Source organism: Paenibacillus sp. FSL K6-1330 (genome assembly GCF_037976825.1).
In the GTDB taxonomy this organism is placed as follows: Bacteria; Bacillota; Bacilli; order Paenibacillales; family Paenibacillaceae; genus Paenibacillus_AQ.
Genome location: NZ_CP150269.1, coordinates 327,438 through 346,105, shown reverse-complemented (window position 1 = coordinate 346,105; position 18,668 = coordinate 327,438). Strand labels below are relative to the sequence as shown.

Annotated in this window: 15 protein-coding genes and 1 other RNA gene; 1 reads left to right on the top strand and 15 read right to left on the bottom strand. The window is 47.6% G+C overall.

The window, feature by feature from the left end:
* Positions 1-91: 91 nt before the first annotated feature.
* The gene (locus NYE54_RS01570) at positions 92-898 is read right to left on the bottom strand and encodes a sugar phosphate isomerase/epimerase family protein (protein WP_339269509.1); all 807 of its coding nucleotides are present in this window, start codon (positions 896-898) and stop codon (positions 92-94) included.
* A 69-nt stretch (positions 899-967) separates the two neighbouring features.
* Positions 968-1,330: a hypothetical protein gene (locus tag NYE54_RS01565; RefSeq protein ID WP_076322596.1), complete on the bottom strand. Its 363-nt coding sequence runs from the start codon at positions 1,328-1,330 to the stop codon at positions 968-970.
* A 341-nt stretch (positions 1,331-1,671) separates the two neighbouring features.
* On the opposite strand from NYE54_RS01565, the gene NYE54_RS01560 reads away from it, so the two are divergent.
* Positions 1,672-2,022 (top strand): hypothetical protein, encoded by a 351-nt coding sequence (locus tag NYE54_RS01560; protein WP_339269506.1) that lies wholly within the window; start codon positions 1,672-1,674, stop codon positions 2,020-2,022.
* 165 nt (positions 2,023-2,187) lie between these two features.
* On the opposite strand, the gene NYE54_RS01555 is transcribed toward NYE54_RS01560, so the two are convergent.
* From NYE54_RS01555 to NYE54_RS01495, 13 genes are all read right to left on the bottom strand, one after another.
* Complete coding sequence (locus NYE54_RS01555) at positions 2,188-3,882, bottom strand: methyl-accepting chemotaxis protein (protein WP_339269504.1); 1,695 nt, start codon at positions 3,880-3,882, stop codon at positions 2,188-2,190.
* 365 nt (positions 3,883-4,247) lie between these two features.
* The gene (locus NYE54_RS01550) at positions 4,248-6,650 is read right to left on the bottom strand and encodes an AAA domain-containing protein (protein ID WP_339269502.1); all 2,403 of its coding nucleotides are present in this window, start codon (positions 6,648-6,650) and stop codon (positions 4,248-4,250) included.
* 611 nt (positions 6,651-7,261) lie between these two features.
* A complete protein-coding gene (locus tag NYE54_RS01545; RefSeq protein WP_339269500.1) occupies positions 7,262-7,528 on the bottom strand; it encodes a DUF6809 family protein in 267 nt (88 codons plus the stop codon).
* A gap of 560 nt (positions 7,529-8,088) precedes the next feature.
* Positions 8,089-8,544 carry an HNH endonuclease gene (locus NYE54_RS01540; RefSeq protein ID WP_339269498.1) on the bottom strand — a complete coding sequence of 152 codons (456 nt, stop codon included), beginning with the start codon at positions 8,542-8,544 and terminating at the stop codon, positions 8,089-8,091.
* A 358-nt stretch (positions 8,545-8,902) separates the two neighbouring features.
* Positions 8,903-9,481 carry a zeta toxin family protein gene (locus NYE54_RS01535; protein WP_192570046.1) on the bottom strand — a complete coding sequence of 193 codons (579 nt, stop codon included), beginning with the start codon at positions 9,479-9,481 and terminating at the stop codon, positions 8,903-8,905.
* Positions 9,474-9,671, bottom strand: coding sequence for a hypothetical protein (locus NYE54_RS01530; protein ID WP_053490481.1), 198 nt, complete (start codon positions 9,669-9,671; stop codon positions 9,474-9,476). The genes NYE54_RS01535 and NYE54_RS01530 overlap by 8 nt, the downstream gene beginning before the upstream one ends.
* A 94-nt stretch (positions 9,672-9,765) precedes the next feature.
* Positions 9,766-10,130, bottom strand: a transfer-messenger RNA (tmRNA) gene (gene ssrA, locus NYE54_RS01525).
* Positions 10,131-10,392: 262 nt separating this feature from the next.
* A complete protein-coding gene (gene smpB / locus NYE54_RS01520; RefSeq protein ID WP_023966984.1) occupies positions 10,393-10,872 on the bottom strand; it encodes an SsrA-binding protein SmpB in 480 nt (159 codons plus the stop codon).
* A gap of 151 nt (positions 10,873-11,023) precedes the next feature.
* Complete coding sequence (gene rnr / locus NYE54_RS01515) at positions 11,024-13,663, bottom strand: ribonuclease R (protein WP_339269495.1); 2,640 nt, start codon at positions 13,661-13,663, stop codon at positions 11,024-11,026.
* Positions 13,664-13,859: 196 nt separating this feature from the next.
* On the bottom strand, positions 13,860-14,090 hold the full coding sequence (gene secG / locus NYE54_RS01510) for a preprotein translocase subunit SecG (protein ID WP_009593367.1): 231 nt from the start codon (positions 14,088-14,090) through the stop codon (positions 13,860-13,862).
* 436 nt (positions 14,091-14,526) lie between these two features.
* Positions 14,527-14,976 (bottom strand): PaaI family thioesterase, encoded by a 450-nt coding sequence (locus NYE54_RS01505; RefSeq protein WP_076322604.1) that lies wholly within the window; start codon positions 14,974-14,976, stop codon positions 14,527-14,529.
* 98 nt (positions 14,977-15,074) lie between these two features.
* Entirely contained in the window at positions 15,075-16,751 is a 1,677-nt protein-coding gene (locus NYE54_RS01500) for a long-chain fatty acid--CoA ligase (RefSeq protein ID WP_339269492.1), read from the bottom strand.
* A gap of 99 nt (positions 16,752-16,850) precedes the next feature.
* Positions 16,851-18,641 (bottom strand): acyl-CoA dehydrogenase family protein, encoded by a 1,791-nt coding sequence (locus tag NYE54_RS01495; protein WP_339269490.1) that lies wholly within the window; start codon positions 18,639-18,641, stop codon positions 16,851-16,853.
* Positions 18,642-18,668 lie beyond the last annotated feature (27 nt).

The window sequence follows — 18,668 nt, the reverse complement described above, 5'->3', positions numbered from 1 at the left end:
TGGTTCAACGCCATTTGGGAAGATGAATAAGGGCATAAATGAACTAGGCACTCTGCATGATGGATGTAGAGTGCCTAGTTTTATAGTAATTTCATTCTGTTACAGTCGTCTTTGAGGAATCAGTTTTTAACGCTTCCAGTCTTTTGGCTTGCTCAAACGCTCTATGTAAAAACTCTTGTGCCGATAAATCCTCATAATCCCAATTCATGGCCTCGATTGCAATCGGGCCTGAATAGTTCGTTTCCGCAATTTTTTTCATGGTTGTAGACCAATCAATCGTGCCATCAAGGGGTAACCCGTGCTGGGCATAACTTCCGTTATTATCATGTAAGTGTAGTGCCATCAGCCGAGACCCGTACATGGATAATAAATCTTTCTCCGGGTAATGGCGGTAGTGATGTCCGCTGTCATAACAGAATCCGATACGCAGGGAATCCACTTGCTCCAGCACATATGCCAAATTGGAAAAGTTCCATAAATTCTCCATTGCAACATTGACACCAAGCTGTTCAGCTTTGTCAGCGATTCTCTTGATTCTATCCAGTCCCAATTCGTTATATGGATTGTCTTCGCCCGGCAAGTGCACAACCATTGTCGGAATCTCAAATTCAGCACAATCTGCAACACATTGCAGATAGCATTCAGCTGCCGCTTCACCATCCAGATTGTCAAGCCAGAGGTTGTTTTCGTTTTGGATTGGTGTGTGGATATTTTCTATAAATAGACCCGCTTCTCGTGCGATTTGCGGCCCGTTGCGATAATCGTTTCGACCAAAGCAGTCACGACCAAAGCCATCACTCCACCATATTAAAACGCCATCAAATCCAGCTTCTTTTATTAACTGATAACGCTTTTGATTGGGCAATTCACAGCCAAACCAGTCATAAATGGTAATCATAAACCTCTTCCCTCCTTGTTTTCTACAACTAGACTGCTACAAAGGCGACACCAATAAACATAATACATGCTATAGTGAAAATTCCGTAACACCCTTCTTATAGGCATATTTCAGAGTATATGTTTCTTCATTCCCATAGGACATTGTAGCGATTTTTATTCGAGTATAATCAAGTCGACCCTCTCTTAACACTCTTTTCACCAAGGCAATACTTCGTTCTTCTTCCGTAACAACACAAAATATATTAAGCGCATATTTCTTCGGGTCGGAAATGCATTTCCCCATGTCAAACCCATCTACATAGCCTAAACCAGCATCTGCTAGAGATATTTCTAAATATTCCATTACTTTTTCTCTTAACCAGTGGTCACGTTGGCTGCCTTTTGCACTTTTCAGAGGATACTGTACCACTAACCAGAATTGTTCACTCATTCCAGATCACCAGCCAATCTACAGTTCATATTTAACCTGATCGCGTGAGCGAAGATCCGTCGACCCAGGATAATCTCATATAAATAATGTCCACTAGAAAATTTCTCCGTAAGTCTCCTAATTCCTTCTTGCTTTGAGTATCAGTCCTGCCTCCTCTTTCCAAGTCATTCCCAAATAATACGTTACCGCTGATCACTAGATTTCCACAAACTGAATCCTTAATGTTTACGCAATAAGCTTCTATGTATTTCCTTTTATTGTTCCAGGATTTGTGTTTTATTAAATATAGAATGAAGCTATCCTAATTTCACGTTTACTACCTAACTGAAGGAGATCTCTACATGAAACATTCATTAAATATCATCCCAGAACAATGGAAAAGAACGGGGATTGTCACGATTGGCGGTCTACTTATAGGAGCAGGATTTGCCGACTGCCTGATTGCCATGAATTCAATCGATTTAAATCAAATCGCTAGAGGGTTAACGATCTTTAGTGCGGGTCTGACCATCTTAGTCGTCATGGATAACTCCAAAACACAAAAACAGACCGAGAAACTCCAAAAAGATACGCAACTTCGAATGGAAAGAATAGAATATAAGCTGAACGCCCTCCATCAATCCCAACAAATAACGAATTCACAGTTTCTTGAGATCAAAGAGCTGATGCATCCATCCAATTCGGAGATCTAATACTCAATACTTTGTTTCAGATATAAATGTAAAAACCCGCTCAATGAGCGGGTTCTATGTATGGAGGCGAACCGTGGCTTGGCAAATCCACAATTCGCCGACGCATATTGCTGAGATTATTTCGGGTAATGACCTAGGTACCATATGAATCACGTTCTATTCATTTTAGACTTTAAACTTCATAACGAGTGCTTCCAAGCTTCGAGAATTTTTGCTAATCAAGTCCGTAACTGAAGCAACCTCCTGAACTAAAGAGCTCTGCTTTGCAGTCATATCGTTCACTGCCTTAACTCCTGAAAGCGAATCTTCAGCTATAGTTGCCATTTCGGAAACAGATGCTGCAATTTCTTCAGAGCCTGCCGCCATTTGTTCGCTAACAGCGGAGACCTCCTGAACTTTCCAGGCCACTTTCTGAGCGGATTTCAATATGTTCTCAAACGATTCAATTGCTTCTTCCATCTTCTTTTGCCCCGTCAATACTTCACTCGTCACTTGCTGCATCGCATGTTCTGTTTCTTGAGAGTCTTTCGTAATATCTTGCAGCAATCCGAATATTTGCCCCGCTGAAGCAGAGGAATGATCTGCCAATTTCCGGATTTCGCTGGCCACTACAGAAAAGCCTCTTCCATGCTCGCCCGCTCTTGCCGCTTCAATTGATGCATTTAACGAAAGCAGACTCGTTTGATTCGAAATTTCAGTAATTGCATTTACAATTTCCTCGATATGAGAAGAGCGTTCTTTCAAATTGGATACAATTTCTACTGTAGACCCGACAGAATCGCTAATTTGGACCATCTGCTTGCTAACTTGCTGTATAAAGTTCACACCGCTTGCTGCCTCTCGCTCCGTCTCAGTTGCGACAGTAGCAAGATCCTCAGCAGATACGGCGATACGCTGCACACCTATGGACATTTCATTGATTGCATGCGAAGCATCAAGTGTGCTCTGCACTGAGGTGGTCGCCCCTTGCTCAATACTGGCCCCCTGTCTCGTAATTTCCTCTGTCGCGCTTGCAGTTTCTTTCGTATTTTCAACCAATTTACTTGACGAATTCAATACACTGTGGGAAGCGTTACGGACATCTTTAATAATGGATTGCAGAGTCTCAAACATGGCATTTAAGGATTTTGAAATTTCTCCTATTTCATCCTTGCCGGAGTAATCCAGTCGTCCGGTAAGATCGCCTCCACTCTGTGCAATTTCGGCGATCTTTTCATTGACTAATTTAAGTGGCTTCAACTTGATGAAAATAACAGCAAAAATCACAAGTAATGCCCCGAATGTAATTACAAGCAAAACAATAGTTCCCGTAAGCATCAGGCTCGCTTTTTGCTTTGCAGCGTTTGCTTCATTTTCCGTCCTAGTATTCATCTTTTCCTGAAACTGCTGCAGCGGCTCCATAATGGTCTCTTTAATAGTATCGTATTCGCTGCCAAACATGAGTTCCCGAGCTTTGGTAAAATCTTTGTCCTCCGCAGCTTTCATTGCCACATTTTCTAGCTCGACAAGGGTATCCGAAATTTGTTTTGACTCTTCTATAAGATCCAGCTCTTCTTTAGGCGCGCCCAATGCAGTTAAACTCTCCACTACATGATCTCTCGTTTTGGTCTCGTTTACTTCCTTCCAGTAGTTGTCATAGTGAACTTTTTCTCCGAACTGCACATAAGCTCTTACTTCATTACTCAAATAATCCGAGGAGCTGGCTAAATCAATACCTAATTGCTTGAATTCTGCTTGCATTTTTACTGTTTCGCGTTCAAGCGCTACGCTCTTTTGAAGATAATAGACACTAACTCCGTTCAGAACTGTAAGTAAAATAAACACTCCGCTCATCGTTTTAATCCAAGTAGAAATCCTCATGATGAACCCCACTCCTTTTTTATAGAAAAGCCCATATAAGACTTATCGGTCGACTTAATTCGACAGCAAGATAGGTCTTTATATCTATTTCTAAGGATGTGGTTTAAAAGCATACTCACCATTTTCATAACAAACACGTGTGTGTCTCATGCAGAAGTAGTCTACGTCAACTGCTATCCAAGTTCAATGAACATGCGGGGCTTATCGTAAAGTTGTAGATGCCGGAAAAGCAAAATCCACAACCTCAGGCGGTTGTGGATTTTAAAATTTTATGTATGGAGGCGAGGGGAGTCGAACATTAAAAGGTAAAACCTGCAACTAATAAGTTGAATCGGTGATGATTAGCTCTATTTAATTCATTCCACCTAATACAACATAGAGCTTAATAGCTCCCTAATCTTCTGTTCTTCCCCGCTCTCGTTTGTACGGAACCTTGCTAATTCCATTCCAAATTTCTTGAAAATCTCTCCTTTTTTCTCATCTCGCTTTAGTTGTTCAGGATTGTTCTCATGAAAGGCAAATCCATCGACTTCGATCGCCAGCGCTAGCGATCTGTCCAGTTTATGATAAATCACAAAATCAACAGAAGAACGATTTCTGACGAATCTGCGCTCTTCCTCATTTAACCGTTCCAGGTCGGTAAACAAATTCATTAGTAAAACCTGATTCCCTAGTTCAAAATCCTTAAACATAGGCTCCTGTAATATCTGGTCGAGCAAGGCGTGCATAATATTCTCGCTCCGATGCCTTGATTTATTAAAGAAACGAACGCGTTCTCGAAATTCCTGGAGATTATCCGAGTATTCCTTGTATAGCAAGTCAAATATAGAATGAATCTCGCTCTCCACGACATTGTTGTCCAGTGTGCTATATTCCATATATCGCATGAGATCTCCCACTTCATTCCCATACTTGCGAAACGCAGACTGATCGGTCACCAGAATAAACCTCTCCTGCGCACGGGACACAGCCACATTAATCATGCAAGGATCATTAACAAACTTCATCCCCATGCCTCCTGCTCTCGTTCGGTCAAGCACCGTAGACATGATCATAACGGACTTCTCACGTCCCTGATATTTATGGATCGTGTCACTCTCTATATCAGCAGTGAATTGCTGGGTCGCTTTCTCCACCTGCTTTCGATATGGCGTCACAAAGCCGATATCCGCATGACCGGCTGCCGCTTCGAGGTACCCCAACAGAATTTCCTGTTCAATGACATCAAGTTCCCTGGCATTGAACTTTCCTTTTTTGCCATGGGTCACTTCCCTCATGTGATTGCCCGGTGACGTCTTGTAGATCAATAAAGGAGACTCGGAAATCCCCGGATCGGTAAAAGCAATCAATTCGCTGTCGTAATATTTCCTATTGCAGAATTCAATAATTTGGGGATGGCAGCGGTAATGTTCTCGTAACATCACTTTCGGAACGGAGTCCCCGTATAAAGCCAACATGGACGACAACAAATTATGCTCGATATAACTGTAAGCTTCATCCATGTCAGGAGCCGCCTGGCTCTGGATCTTCTGTTCAATCTCCTTCCCCACGATATGCGGCAGTTGCTTGGTATCGCCCACGATAATAGCCTGCTTGCAGCAGGACAAGGCCAGAGCCCCTGTCAGCAGATCAACCTGCGAGGATTCGTCAATGATGCAATAATCAAACAAGTAATTCGCAGGTATACAATTCCGCAAAGAATGCGTTGTACTAAGCACAATCGGATAATGCTCGATAAACGTTTTAAACTTGTTGTTGTGAGTGTATGTCTTCTCATTGCAGCCCACAGCCGAACGGTTATGGTATTTCTCATGTAATCGGTGCCGAAAAAGCATTTCGGAGAACTGCTGGTGCTGATCCATTAAGGCTTGATAGTCCTGGGACTCTAATTCTTTCTCAAGCTCCTGTATACGATCTGATAGCTCCTCAACTTTTAACGTGTAAAATTCACGCTGAACATTCAAGATGACATCCAGCCCCTGCTCCTTCAATCGTTTGAAATCCGTAAAACCATGCCTGAAGAATAACTTGAATTGGTACAGGAGCTTATATTTCCTTTTCACCTCTACAGCCAGAAAACTGTCTTTCATAAACTCCAAAATCCGCTTTGGTGTCTGCCGATAAAATGACCACTTCTCTATAGGCTGAACATCCTGCCTAGCAAAATAATGCTCAAAATGCTCCTGTTCAAGCAAATAAGCCGACAGCTTCTGCATAAGCTGTGCCTTCTCCCGATCCAGTTCCATCAGGCGGTGAATACGTAGATCCAAATCTTGTAGTTTGGCGTTTAATTCGTCCTCTGGCACGTCACTTGACCATTCCGATACATCCCAATCGGGTAGATTAGCAAAAAACTTTTTCTTGTTCTCTTGGTTGCCCAAACTAGCTACAAAAAAGTGGTACCCTTGCCGTTCCATCTTTTCTTGCACATTCAGAACTGCAGCGTTGTTACCGGAAACAACCGCTACCTTTTTCCCTTGCATAACCGCCAGATTCGCAAGGATGTTTAAGATCGTCTGGGTTTTACCCGTGCCCGGAGGGCCTTCGATAATACTGATGGTGCTTTTTAAAGCCTGTTCAAGCGCGGTCCTTTGACTCAAATTGTACCTGAACGGGAAAATCGGTTCGCTTGTAACCGGGATATCGCTCTTTATAGGTTTTTTCAGAAGATAATGGCTCAAAGCACTATCCGGATCTACATAATGTAGTTTTGCAAATTGCTTGGCCAAAAAAGCTTCCTTGTTCTCCTGTTCATCCTCACTCTTCACATGTTTTGAAATCTCGCGCCAATAGTCCAGAATCTGACGCCCTTCAGCGTTTTGGGTACTACTACTTCTAACTTGAATACGTCGACTATCGTATGTACGAATACTCCCATTGTTGAAACACACCCGAATCTTTGGACCGAAATCTAGCACCCGCTCTACATTATAAAAGGGATACCCATTATGAAAAACAGCCATATCCTCCGTTATATCCTGAACGGTCGGCGTTAGTAACTGTATATCACTCGACTTATATGTATAAACCTCGGGATAACCTTTATATACAATCCTTACTATTGGAGGATCTTTTTCGTATGAAGATACATCCTGTGTTTTGTCATCACCTTTAACAATCATCATAAATTTCTCTTGGTCCATAGCAGCCTCTCTGTATCTGTAATCGATGTTATATAGAGAGATTTCTATAAATTGGGGATATATTCCTGCCGTGTGGAGCAAATATAGAGCGAGGATACCTTTTATAGGAGTTGTTGCGTGTGAAATTCGTTTTTTATGATGTCTGAAGTAGGGGCTGATAGTCAATATTTTACGATATAAAAAAAGACACGGTTCGTGTCTTTACGGCATTTCTATGAGTGTTCTTACTGATCACACTATTCAGAGTACACCTCAATGATCATCGTCGCTCCCAGCCTAAAACCATCAGTAAAAGAAGCCGCCATTTCCAGCCCTTGTACTTGTCGATACAAATCTGATAACTCCTCAAGCTCATGAAAATCATCATCGGAAAGCCTCTTCTTCCAGGCATCCATGGACTCGGATATTTGCCGACTCAATTGGCGATACTGAGGGTCGGTGGAAACAGCCTTCTCTACAGGATTCAAATTTCCGTAATATAGGGATTCCAGGAAGCTTGGCATGGGATTCTCCTCTTCTCATTGTGTTAAGTTACTTATTAGATAATACTACCATATGCAATTTCAATATGTGGTACGGGTATACGTATAGTTGCAAGAGAAGAGTGTATTTCTTAATATTTGATTCTGTATGTTGTTACAGGAAAAACAACCAATCTTTAGAACGCGTTCTACCTCATTTTAACGTTCGAAAAAAGTATTCCTTATAGGTACAGGAACGATTGTCCGAAGGGAAAATAGGTAATGTCCGTGACCCTTTCTCATGTGGAAGCGTTGCATGAAATTCGCGGCTAAAAATATTGTATTCAATTGTCAATTAGCTAACATTGCAGTAAGAAGCCACACCATTTTGTTCTACCTATTCATTGGAGTTAAGAACGTCCGTGATTATTGGTGATTGTCACAGGCATCCTACGCTTTAAATGGCCTGCACTTCAAGATGGATGCAAAAAAGCCGAAAATTTTACAGTGGATATGGTTAACCATCAATTCGATCGTCAACAAACGGCTGCGATCATTGAAGCTCACTGCACCACGATTCCCAAAATCATAAATCTAAGCCTTTACTCAAGTGACCCTTTTTTCATTTGACGATGTCTGTATTTAGCTAGAAAGATACGCCAGCAAAGCTTCATAAGATTTGGAACAGAGTGTGCGTTTTCTTTGAGATAGGACAATGCAGAACGGTTTCCTCGTTTCGTATTGCATTCGCTGCATGAAGCGATCAGGTTTTGCGGAAGATCCGAGCCGCCTTTGCTTGAGGGGATAATATGGTCCACTGTCGTGGCGTGGCGTCCGCACCACAAACAAATGTGATGATCTCGTTTCAGTGCAGCTTTTCGATAGTATCGAAATAAGAACGGATTATAAAGCAATTGGATCGTCTGCTCATCAATCCAGACAGCTCGCGCTCGCTCAACTTCCCGCCAAGCCCGATGGGGTAAACATGGTGTTAGTTGTTGACCATCCATATTGAGTACCGTTATCAATGGTTCCTCTCCATCATGACTATGATTCATCGATTTCACTCCATCTGTACGACATGTTCTAACCTATAGTATTAATATAAAACAAAAACACCATCCTCATGCGGATGGTGTTCTTTATGATGGAACCGAGGTGAGTCGAACCTCTGTCCGAAGATAACGACAACACAAGCTTCTACGGGTGTAGTGACAGATTTGATGTCACTCTAGGGACTCCCTGTCACCGGATTCCCTTCAGGTCAGCCTAATTATCTTCTTCAGGCTAGCCCCAGGCGGAGACTAGACAGCGTATCCCACTAAAGTTGAGCCCTCATCCCGGTACAATGGCGATACAGAGCGAGAGCACACGTGCAAGGTTATTAAGCTAATTGCCATAACACCCCAAAACGCACTACCAACTATGATCCCTAATAACATTCGCAGACCAAGCAGGTATATTCTCTATGCAATATATCAGCTTACTTTCTGCGATTTCAGCAACAATCGTTGGTTGGTTTGTGTTATCTATAATAAAAACCTGATCTGCAATGGCTAGTGCAGGCTTTAAATTTTGCAATGACTGACCGTATCGAAAACGAATATCCTCTTCTGCAATCCAATGTCCACCCTGCTCGACACGAGAGGCCACACGGTCAATATGCATTTGCACATCTTGAAGTCCAATATAGTACATGACGATGTCATAACCGCTTTCCTTAGCAATTTGCATATGCTTTAGAACAAATGTACCTGATAGTGTAGTTTCAATTGCAAAATGCTCCTGTCTTTTTATCAACGATCTGATTCTTTTGACCGCTTCTCTTCCCGCCGAAAGATCGACACTTCTTGGATCATCTGGTTTTAGTTCACGGGCAATCTGATCAGGGTCAACCAACTCGCCTAACCATGCTCTCATCTGCATACTGAGCGTGCTTTTTCCCGCCCCATTTGTTCCTGCAAAAACCGTCATAACTGGTTTTAGTTTATTCATGATATTCGAACTCATGTCGTTTTCCGGTTGCATCATAAATGATTTCGAACTTATTACCGTTAGCATCCTCACGTACTCGTTTATTATTCTTGATATAGTAAATGGATGCCCCTGACTCTCTAGCTTGCTTGCGTGCATGTTGATTCGCTTTTTTCAGAATTTCTTGGAGCTGCTCTCGATTGGCAACCATCCTGAGTCCCCTCCAGTTTTCTAATTACGCTTATTATATCATAAACAGAAGAGCCACCAACCAGATCACTGGCTGATGGCTCTATCATTGTTATGTATGGAGGCGAGGGGAGTCGAACCCCTGTCCGAAGATAACGACAACACAAGCTTCTACGGGTGTAGTGACAGATTTGATGTCACCCTAGAGACTCCCTGTCACCGGATTCCCTTCAGGTCAGCCTGATTGTCTTCTTCAGCTAGCCCCAGGCGGAGACTAGACAGCGTATCCCACTAAAGTTGAGCCCTCATCCCGGTACATGGGCGATACAGAGCGAGAGCACGCTCACAGGTTATTAAGCTGCGAAAGCGTAGTTGTTTTGTTGTTTGCCGTTTAATTGGCTTTAGCGTTGATGAAGTGGACGCGTCCCCACTACCCGCTACTCATGCCCGAACTATCCCCGTCGAATCCAAAAACGCCCCCTTAAGTTGGAGAAATGCTGGTGCATTGCACCTGAGCGTTCCTGCCAAAAAGGGCTATCGGATTAAATCAAAGAATGTATTCAGTCATAGCAGTCAATCTATGCGCATTCTTTCCCTCCAAGAAAGAAAACGCAAGCTGTATGCTGATTGTCAAAGATCTTATTGATCTCTCTCACATCACTTAGTATATCACATTTTACATCAAAATGATATATACATTGCAGGTAACACAGCTAAAAGCTGCCATCCTGCTAGTTGCTCCATTACCTTGCAATCTTCTGCTTCTCGCGCAGCGCACGCTGAATATCGCGCTGTGCGTCTTTCTTGGCGGCATCGGCGCGCTTGTCGTACTGACGCTTACCTTTACCCAGGCCCAGCAATAACTTGGCATAGCCATTCCGGATGTAGACTTTAAGCGGTACAATCGCGTAGCCGTCCTGCTTGGACAAGCCCAGCAGCTTGCGGATCTGCTCCTTGTGCAGCAGCAGCTTCCGTGTACGCGTAGGATCCGTCGGATTGTTACGGTTTCCTTGCTCGAACGGGCTAATATGCATGTTATGGATATGAATCTCGCCATTCCGAATGGTTGCGAACGCATCTCCAATATTGGCACGGCCGTTCCGTATGGATTTGATCTCCGTTCCGGTCAACACCATTCCGGCTTCATACGTATCCTCGATGAAATAATCATGGGAAGCTTTTTTGTTCTGGGCCAGAACCTTCCCGTCACTTTTCTTACCCATGGTCTCACCCCTCGTCATCAACAATGATAATGGAAAAAGGACTTCCGGCAGACCGCCAATTGCAATCTCACCAGAAGTCCATTGTATCAAACGTCAGCCTCCAAAAGCAAGGTGGGGCAAGTGCCTCCAGCGTTAGAACAGGAGGAAAAGCTTACTTTTTCTTCTTCCGGACAAAAGCTGCCGTGCCGTTTCCGCCCTTGCTCTTCCGTTTGCGGCCACCGCCGCCGCCGGAGTTGCCTCCAGCATTGCCGCCTGGAGTTGGACCTTCGCCGATGAAAATGCCGCTGCCCGCCGTCTTCTTGCGCCGGTTCTTCCCGCCGGCACCGCCAGAGCTGCGAGCATTACGATCGAAGCCTAGTGCGCCGCCGCCTGCGGAACTGTAGCCGCCTTTGCCGGAGCCAAAGGCGAAGTTCGACGCCTGCTGCTCGTCGGCACCAGCAGCAGCGCCCGCTCCAGCTGGTGCCTCGCCGCTGCGCTTGCCGCGGCCACCCTGGCCGCCGGCGCTGTCATTGCGGCGTCCGCCTGGCGCGCCAGCTTCAGCCGCGCCGCGCTTACCGCCGCGGCCCTTACCCCCGCGGGCTGCGCCATCGCGGGCACCAAATCCGCGGCCACCGTTGCCGCCGCGGTCGCCATCGCCGCGCCCTTGACGGCGCGGCTTCATATCCACCATCTCAAAATCGATGGTGTGATCGTCCATGTTCACCTTCGCCACGCGAACCTTCACATCATCACCGATGCGGTATACCTTCGAGGTCCGCTCCCCGATCAGCGCCATATGACCCTCATCGAAGTGATAATAATCGTCGGTCATCGCGCTGAGACGAATCAAGCCTTCGACCGTGTTCTCCAGTTCAATGAACATGCCGAAGCTGGTCACGCTGCTGATAATGCCTTCGAACTCTTCGCCGACCTTATCCAGCATGAACTCCGCTTTCTTGAGCGCTTCCGTATCCCGCTCCGCATCTACAGCCACACGCTCGCGCTCGGAGGATTGCTGAGCGATGTCAGCCATCCGGCCGGCCAGATGCTCATGGCGCTTCTCATCGAGTGCGCCGCCGCTCTCCAGCACTTCCCGGATGACCCGGTGAATGACCAGATCGGGGTAACGCCGAATCGGAGACGTAAAGTGAGAGTAATATTCCGCAGCAAGACCGAAGTGGCCCGTGCTCTCCGCATCATATTTCGCCTGCTTCATCGAACGGAGCATCATCGTGCTGAGCACCGTTTGCTCCTTCGTGCCTTGAATGGCTTCCAGCAGGTTTTGCAGGGCGCGCGGATGGATCGCGTTGCCCCGACCCTTCACCTGATGCCCGAAATTGGCCGCAAACGCCATAAAGTTCTGCAGCTTCTCCTGATCCGGGTCCTCATGGATCCGGTAGATGAACGGTACTTTGAGCCAGTGGAAATGCTCTGCCACGGTTTCGTTGGCTGCCAGCATGAATTCCTCAATGATCTGCTCCGCAATGGAGCGTTCTCTTTTGACGATATCCACGGGCTTGCCGTTCTCGTCCACGATGACCTTGGATTCCACAAAATCAAAATCCACCGCGCCCCGGCGCATCCGGCGGTTCCGCAGCTTCAGCGCCAGCTCGCGCATCAAACGGAAATCCTCCACGAGGTCACCGTAGCGCTCGATTAGCTCTGGATCCTCATCGACGAGGATTTTGCGCACATTATTGTACGTCATCCGTTCTTTCGTACGAATAACACTGGTGAAGATATCGTGCTTCACGACTTTCATCTGCTCGTTGAATTCCATTTCACAGGACATCGTCAGACGATCCACCTGCGGATTCAAACTGCAAATCCCGTTGGACAGACGGTGCGGCAGCATCGGAATGACCCGATCCACCAAATACACGCTGCAGCCGCGATCGTAAGCTTCCTTATCCAGCTCGGAGCGCTCGCGTACGTAATAGCTGACATCGGCAATGTGAACGCCCAGACGGTAGTTCCCGTTCGGCAGACGTTCCACATTCACCGCATCATCGAGATCCTTGGCATCTTCGCCGTCAATCGTCACGATGTTCAGACCGCGCAAATCGCGACGGCCCTGTTGTACGATTTCTTCTTCCGTAATGGCATCGGGCGCTGCATCCGCTTCGGCCAGCACTTCCTCCGGAAAGCCTTCCGGCAGCTGATGCTTGCGGATAATGGACAGAATGTCGACACCCGGATCATCCTTGTGACCCAGAATCTCCACTACTTCACCCTCCGCCGCAGCTCTTCCTTCCGGATAGCTGACCAGCTTCACCACGACCTTCACGCCATCAACGGCTCCGTTAATCGCATGCTTCGGAATAAAAATATCCCGGTTGATCCGCTTATCATCCGGCAGCACGAAGCCATAGGCTTCATGGTTCTGGAATACACCCACGACTTGGGTGACGGCTCGCGTCACGATACGGACCACTTCGCCTTCCATTTTGCCGCCATCGTTCTGTTTGGAACTGATCCGGATAAGCACGATATCTCCATTCATCGCACTCTTCAAGTCATTGGCATGAATGTACACATCCGGGTGCTCGCGATCATCAGGAATCAAGAAGGCAAAACCCTTTGCATGTGCCTGCAGACGTCCGCGCAGCAAATTCATCCGTTCCGGCACGCCATAACGCTGGGTGCTGGTCAGAATGATTTTTCCGGATTGTTCAAGTTCATTCAGCAGCTTCAAGAATTCCCTGAATTCATGAGCATCCTTAATGGCAAAATGCTGCTCCAATTCCTGGTACGTCATCGGTTTGTATGCAGTTTCCCGCATAAAATTCAGTAATATTTCTTCAGTTATCATCATTATCACCTCGGGGAACCTGCAATTTCATCGTTCCGCTATCCATTCTTTACCTTCATATACTCATACCCTAGTATACACGAATTTAATCTCCGGTATCCTTCCGAACACCGTCTTCACCTATGTATTCCAAAATTCAGGCAAATAAAAAACCCCCGCTCTTCCAAGAGTGAAAAAGCGAGGGTAACGTTCATTGTTATTTCAACATAGCAACAACGATGGCCAAAATCATAAATCCTGCTGCAAGACCTACCGTTGTACGCTGCAGTACGAGATCCATACCGCGAGCCTTTGTTTTACCAAAAAGATGTTCCGCACCGCCGGAGATGGCACCGGCAAGACCTGCGCTTTTCCCTTTTTGGAGAAGAACGACAGTAATCAACCCGATGGAGAAAATAACAAGCAACACTTCAAAAAATACAACCATGACTTCCACCTCCTACGTATGTAAACATCTGAATTTATTATCTTAAGAGACATTCTAGATTCTACATGAAAAACAGCATTCTTATTGTACCACAGCTTTATCGACCTGACAAGGAGTACGGGGGAATCGCTTCATAACTCCAACCACGAACATGCCATCTCTGCTTCTCGGCTTTAATCCCATAAAGAAGACCCCGTACCAGGTGGATCTGGAGCTTTGTTAACCTTTTGGAACCGCCGTATGCGGACCCGCATGTACGGTGGTGTGAGAGGACGGGGGTTAGCGCCCCCTCCTGTCATAAGCTCAATTGACGGGAAGCTACTGACCAATAGTTACTCAAACTACTCACCCACAAAATTTCCAGCTCACCAAAAAAATAAATGGCCTGCCCCTCCAGCGTTGGCAGACCACCTGTTTCATAGCAGCCAAGGCTGCTTTATTTCACTCGGAAGGATCCTGTGCTGATCGCCACAAGCTCGCCCTTCTCGTTCGTAATTCTGCATTCCGTCGTGACCGAACGGTGCGTCTGATGCACGATGCTTGCCGTTACGGTGAGAATACCTGCTCTGGCTGGCATGACAAAATGCACATTCAAATTGCTCGTCACTGTTGATTCGCCAGGGCGCTCCAGCATGACGGCAATGCCCATGGCGTTATCCATCAATGAGGAGAGTACGCCGCCATGCACGATGCCCGCCATATTCATATGATGAGGCTGGGCATCCAGCGTCACAACAACCGCCTCCGAGCTGGCAGACGCAAGCTTGCAGCCGAGATATCCCCAGAAGGTGGGCTCCGCCGCTTGGGTCATGGCTTCAATGTACGCCTCCCGGTCGAATTCCGGCTGTCCGGCCTTCGTCTCCGGATTGGCATTGGTATGATTCATCAGGCCGCCTCCTTTTTTCTTCTGACGTCGTTAGTACTGTATCCATTCCAGCGGGATAACATGAATCGCTTATCGTGCCTACTCCGCTATTCTGCGCATCAGCCCGTTCTGCCTTCCTCTTCCTCCTCCAGCAGCTTGCGGCGCAGCACCTTGCCTACCATTGTCTTCGGCAGCGAATCACGGAACACGTACTCACGCGGCACTTTATAGGCAGCCAGCTGACTGCGGCAAAACTTCTCGAGGCCCGAAGGGTCCGGAGACGCGCCATCCTTCAGCACAATATAAGCTCTCACGGTTTCGCCGCGATAATCGTCCTTCGTTCCGACCACGACGGCTTCCTTCACGGATGGATGCTCATACAGCACTTCCTCGATCTCCCGAGGGTATATATTGAAACCGCTTGCAATGATCATGTCTTTCTTGCGGTCGATGATCGTAAAATACCCCTCTTCGTCCATCGTTGCCATATCGCCCGTGAACAGCCAGCCGTTGCGCAGCGTGTCGAACGTGTCCTCCGGCCGGTTCCAGTACCCCATCATCACCTGCGGTCCTTTCACGATCAGCTCGCCAGGCTCGCCGACCGGCATTTCTTCGCCCGTATCGGGATCGACCACCTTGGCGTCCGTATCCGGGACAGGTAAGCCGATGGTACCGATTTTGCGCCTTCCCCAGATCGGATTCACATGGGTAACCGGGGACGCTTCGGTCAGGCCGTAGCCTTCGATCAGCCGCCCTTTGGTCAGTTCCTCGAACTTATCCTGCACCTCGACCGGAAGCCCGGCAGAGCCGCTGACGCAAGCATTGATCGAAGACAGGTCATATTCCTTGATCCGTGAATGATTAATCAGTGCAATATACATGGTCGGCGCGCCCGGGAAGAGCGTCGGCTTCATTTTTTTGATCAGGTTCAGAATCATCGTCACTTCGAACTTCGGTACCAATATCAGCATGCCGGCACGGTAGATCGCCTGGTTAAGCAGTACGGTCAACCCGAATACGTGAAAACAGGGGAGAACCGCCAAATACCGCTCCTTCCCATCCTCCACCTGAAAGCACCAGTTCGCAGACTGCACAGTATTGGCGATCAGATTCATATGCGTCAGCATGACGCCTTTGGGAACACCGGTCGTGCCGCCGGTATACTGGAGCAGGGCCAAGTCCTTCTCCGCCTTCACGGATTCGCAGATCGGGTCATTCGGCGCACTGGCAAGCAGCTTTTTAAAGGCATGAACGCGGCTTCCATAGTTGACGACCGGAAGGGGACCCTCCTTCTTGGCTTTGATCGGGTAGAGGAGATTCTTGGGGAATGGTAGATAATCCGCCACAGATGTGACGATCATATGCTCCAGTTCCGTCTCCTCGATGACTTTTTCAACGCGGGACACAAACATATCCATCGTGATGATGATCTTAGCTCCGGAATCCTTCATCTGATGTGCAATTTCCCGCTCCATATAGAGCGGGTTGGTCATAACGGCCACGGCTCCTGCGAGCAGCACGCCATAATACGAAATCACTACCTGTGGGCAGTTGGGCAGCATAATCGCTACCCGGTCGCCCTTCTTAATCCCTTTGCTGCGGAGCGCGTTCGCCATACGATAGGACGACTCCAGCAGACTCCTATAGTTGATCGTTTTGCCCATGAAATACATGGCCGGCCGATTCGGAAATTTCTGTGCCGACGTCACGAGAAATGATGCCAAATTCTGTTTCGGATAATCAAAAGCGGGGGCTACTTCGGGCGGATAAAACGGCAGCCAAGGCTTTGTATCCATACAAAACCAACCCTTTCCTAAGGAATGCTCCTTCTTTCCTACTCCAAGAAAAATCTCTCTCTTTTCAGACTACATTCACATCTCTTTCGGTGCCGGATGCTACACGGTGTACCGTTCGTTCTTGACGACACGGGCCGCGATGCTGCGCTTGAGGGCCACCGTATCGACCGGCGTGCTGCGTGTCAGTTTCTTGAGCACCGACAGCTGCATGCGGAGCATATCACCGGTTTCCACCGAGGCCAGCGTCTCTTTTGCGAGTGCTTCAATGCGCTGGAACGCCTCGTATGCAAACACCTGCGTCATCTCGATCATGCTGGCTGCCTTTTCCTCCGAGGTGCGTTCGATTTGCTTGCGGGTACGCAGCAGCGCACTCTCGAGGGCATAAATATCAATCATCATATCCGCCAGATTAGACAAGGCCTCCTGCTCTTTCTCCAGCTTCGTGCCGAACTTCTGTACCGCCAAGCCGCCTGCGAGGAGGAAAATCTTCTTGCTCATGTCCAGGAAGTGCGCTTCCTGCTCCAGTGTGCCTTCAAAGGTTTGACCAGGTACCAGCTGCAGCAGCTCACCCTGGAGACCTTGCGCTTTTTGCAGGAGTGCGATTTCACCTTTCATGGCCTTCTTCACGAGCGTGCCCGGAATCAGGAGCCGGTTGATCTCGTTCGTGCCTTCAAAGATGCGGTTGATGCGGGAGTCCCGATAGATGCGTTCTACTTTGTACTCTTGGATATACCCATAGCCCCCGTGAATCTGCACCGCTTCGTCTGCTACGTTATCCAGTCCTTCCGAACAGTACACCTTGTTGATCGAGCATTCAATGGCATAGTCGGAGATCGCGGCAGCCGAGTGGATTCCGGCATCCTCGTTGTTGTAATCGATGTCCTGCATCGCTTCCTCCAGCAGACCTGCCGTACGGTACACCATACTTTCCATCACGAAGGTGGTGATGTTCATCTCGGCCAGCTTCTTGCGCATGAGCGGGAACTGCGAGATGGGCGTATCGAACTGTTTACGGGTGTTAGCATATTTCGCGCTCAGCTCGATGGATTCCTTTGCCGCACCGACGGTGCCGGCTGCCAATTTATACCTTCCGATGTTGAGGATGTTAAATGCAATCCGGTGGCCTTTGCCGATCTCGCCGAGCAGGTTCTCCTTCGGCACCTTCACATCTTCGAAAAAGAGCGGACGCGTCGATGAGCCCTTGATGCCCATCTTCTTCTCCTCCGGTCCGAGTGTAAAGCCTTCCATCTCCTTCTCGACAATGAACGCGGTGAAGTGCTCTCCGTCAATCTTGGCGTAGACGATAAAGATATCCGCAAATCCGGCGTTAGTTATATATAGCTTCGATCCGTTCAAAATATAATAGTCTCCGTCGTCGGTCAGGCGTGCCGTCGTTTTGGCACCCAGCGCATCCGAGCCGGAGGTTGGCTCCGTCAAGCAATAAGCCGCGATTTTCGCGCCAGTCGACAGATCCGGCAGGTACTTCTGTTTCTGCTCGGTCGTGCCGAAGAACACGATCGGCAGTGTACCGATCCCGACATGAGCCCCGAAGGAAAGCGCGAAGGACGATCCCTTCGCCAAGTTTTCGTTAATAATCGTGGAGCTGACTTTATCCAGACCGATCCCGCCGAACGGCTCCGGCACATCGGCCCCGAGCAGGCCCAGCTCGCCTGCTTTGCGAAGCAAATCTACCGTCATCTCGTAATTGAGCTTCTCCAGCTCTTCATCGTGCGGCACGATTTCCCCATCGATAAAATCACGCACCGTCTCGCCGATCATGCGGTGCTCTTCCGTGAAATCCTCAGGTGTCAGGATGCGCTGCATATCGGGATTATCGATGACAAAGCTGCCGCCTTTGATTTTCGGTTCTTTGGTTTGGTTATCGCTCATGATTGATTTCCCCTTTCGGAATGTGGA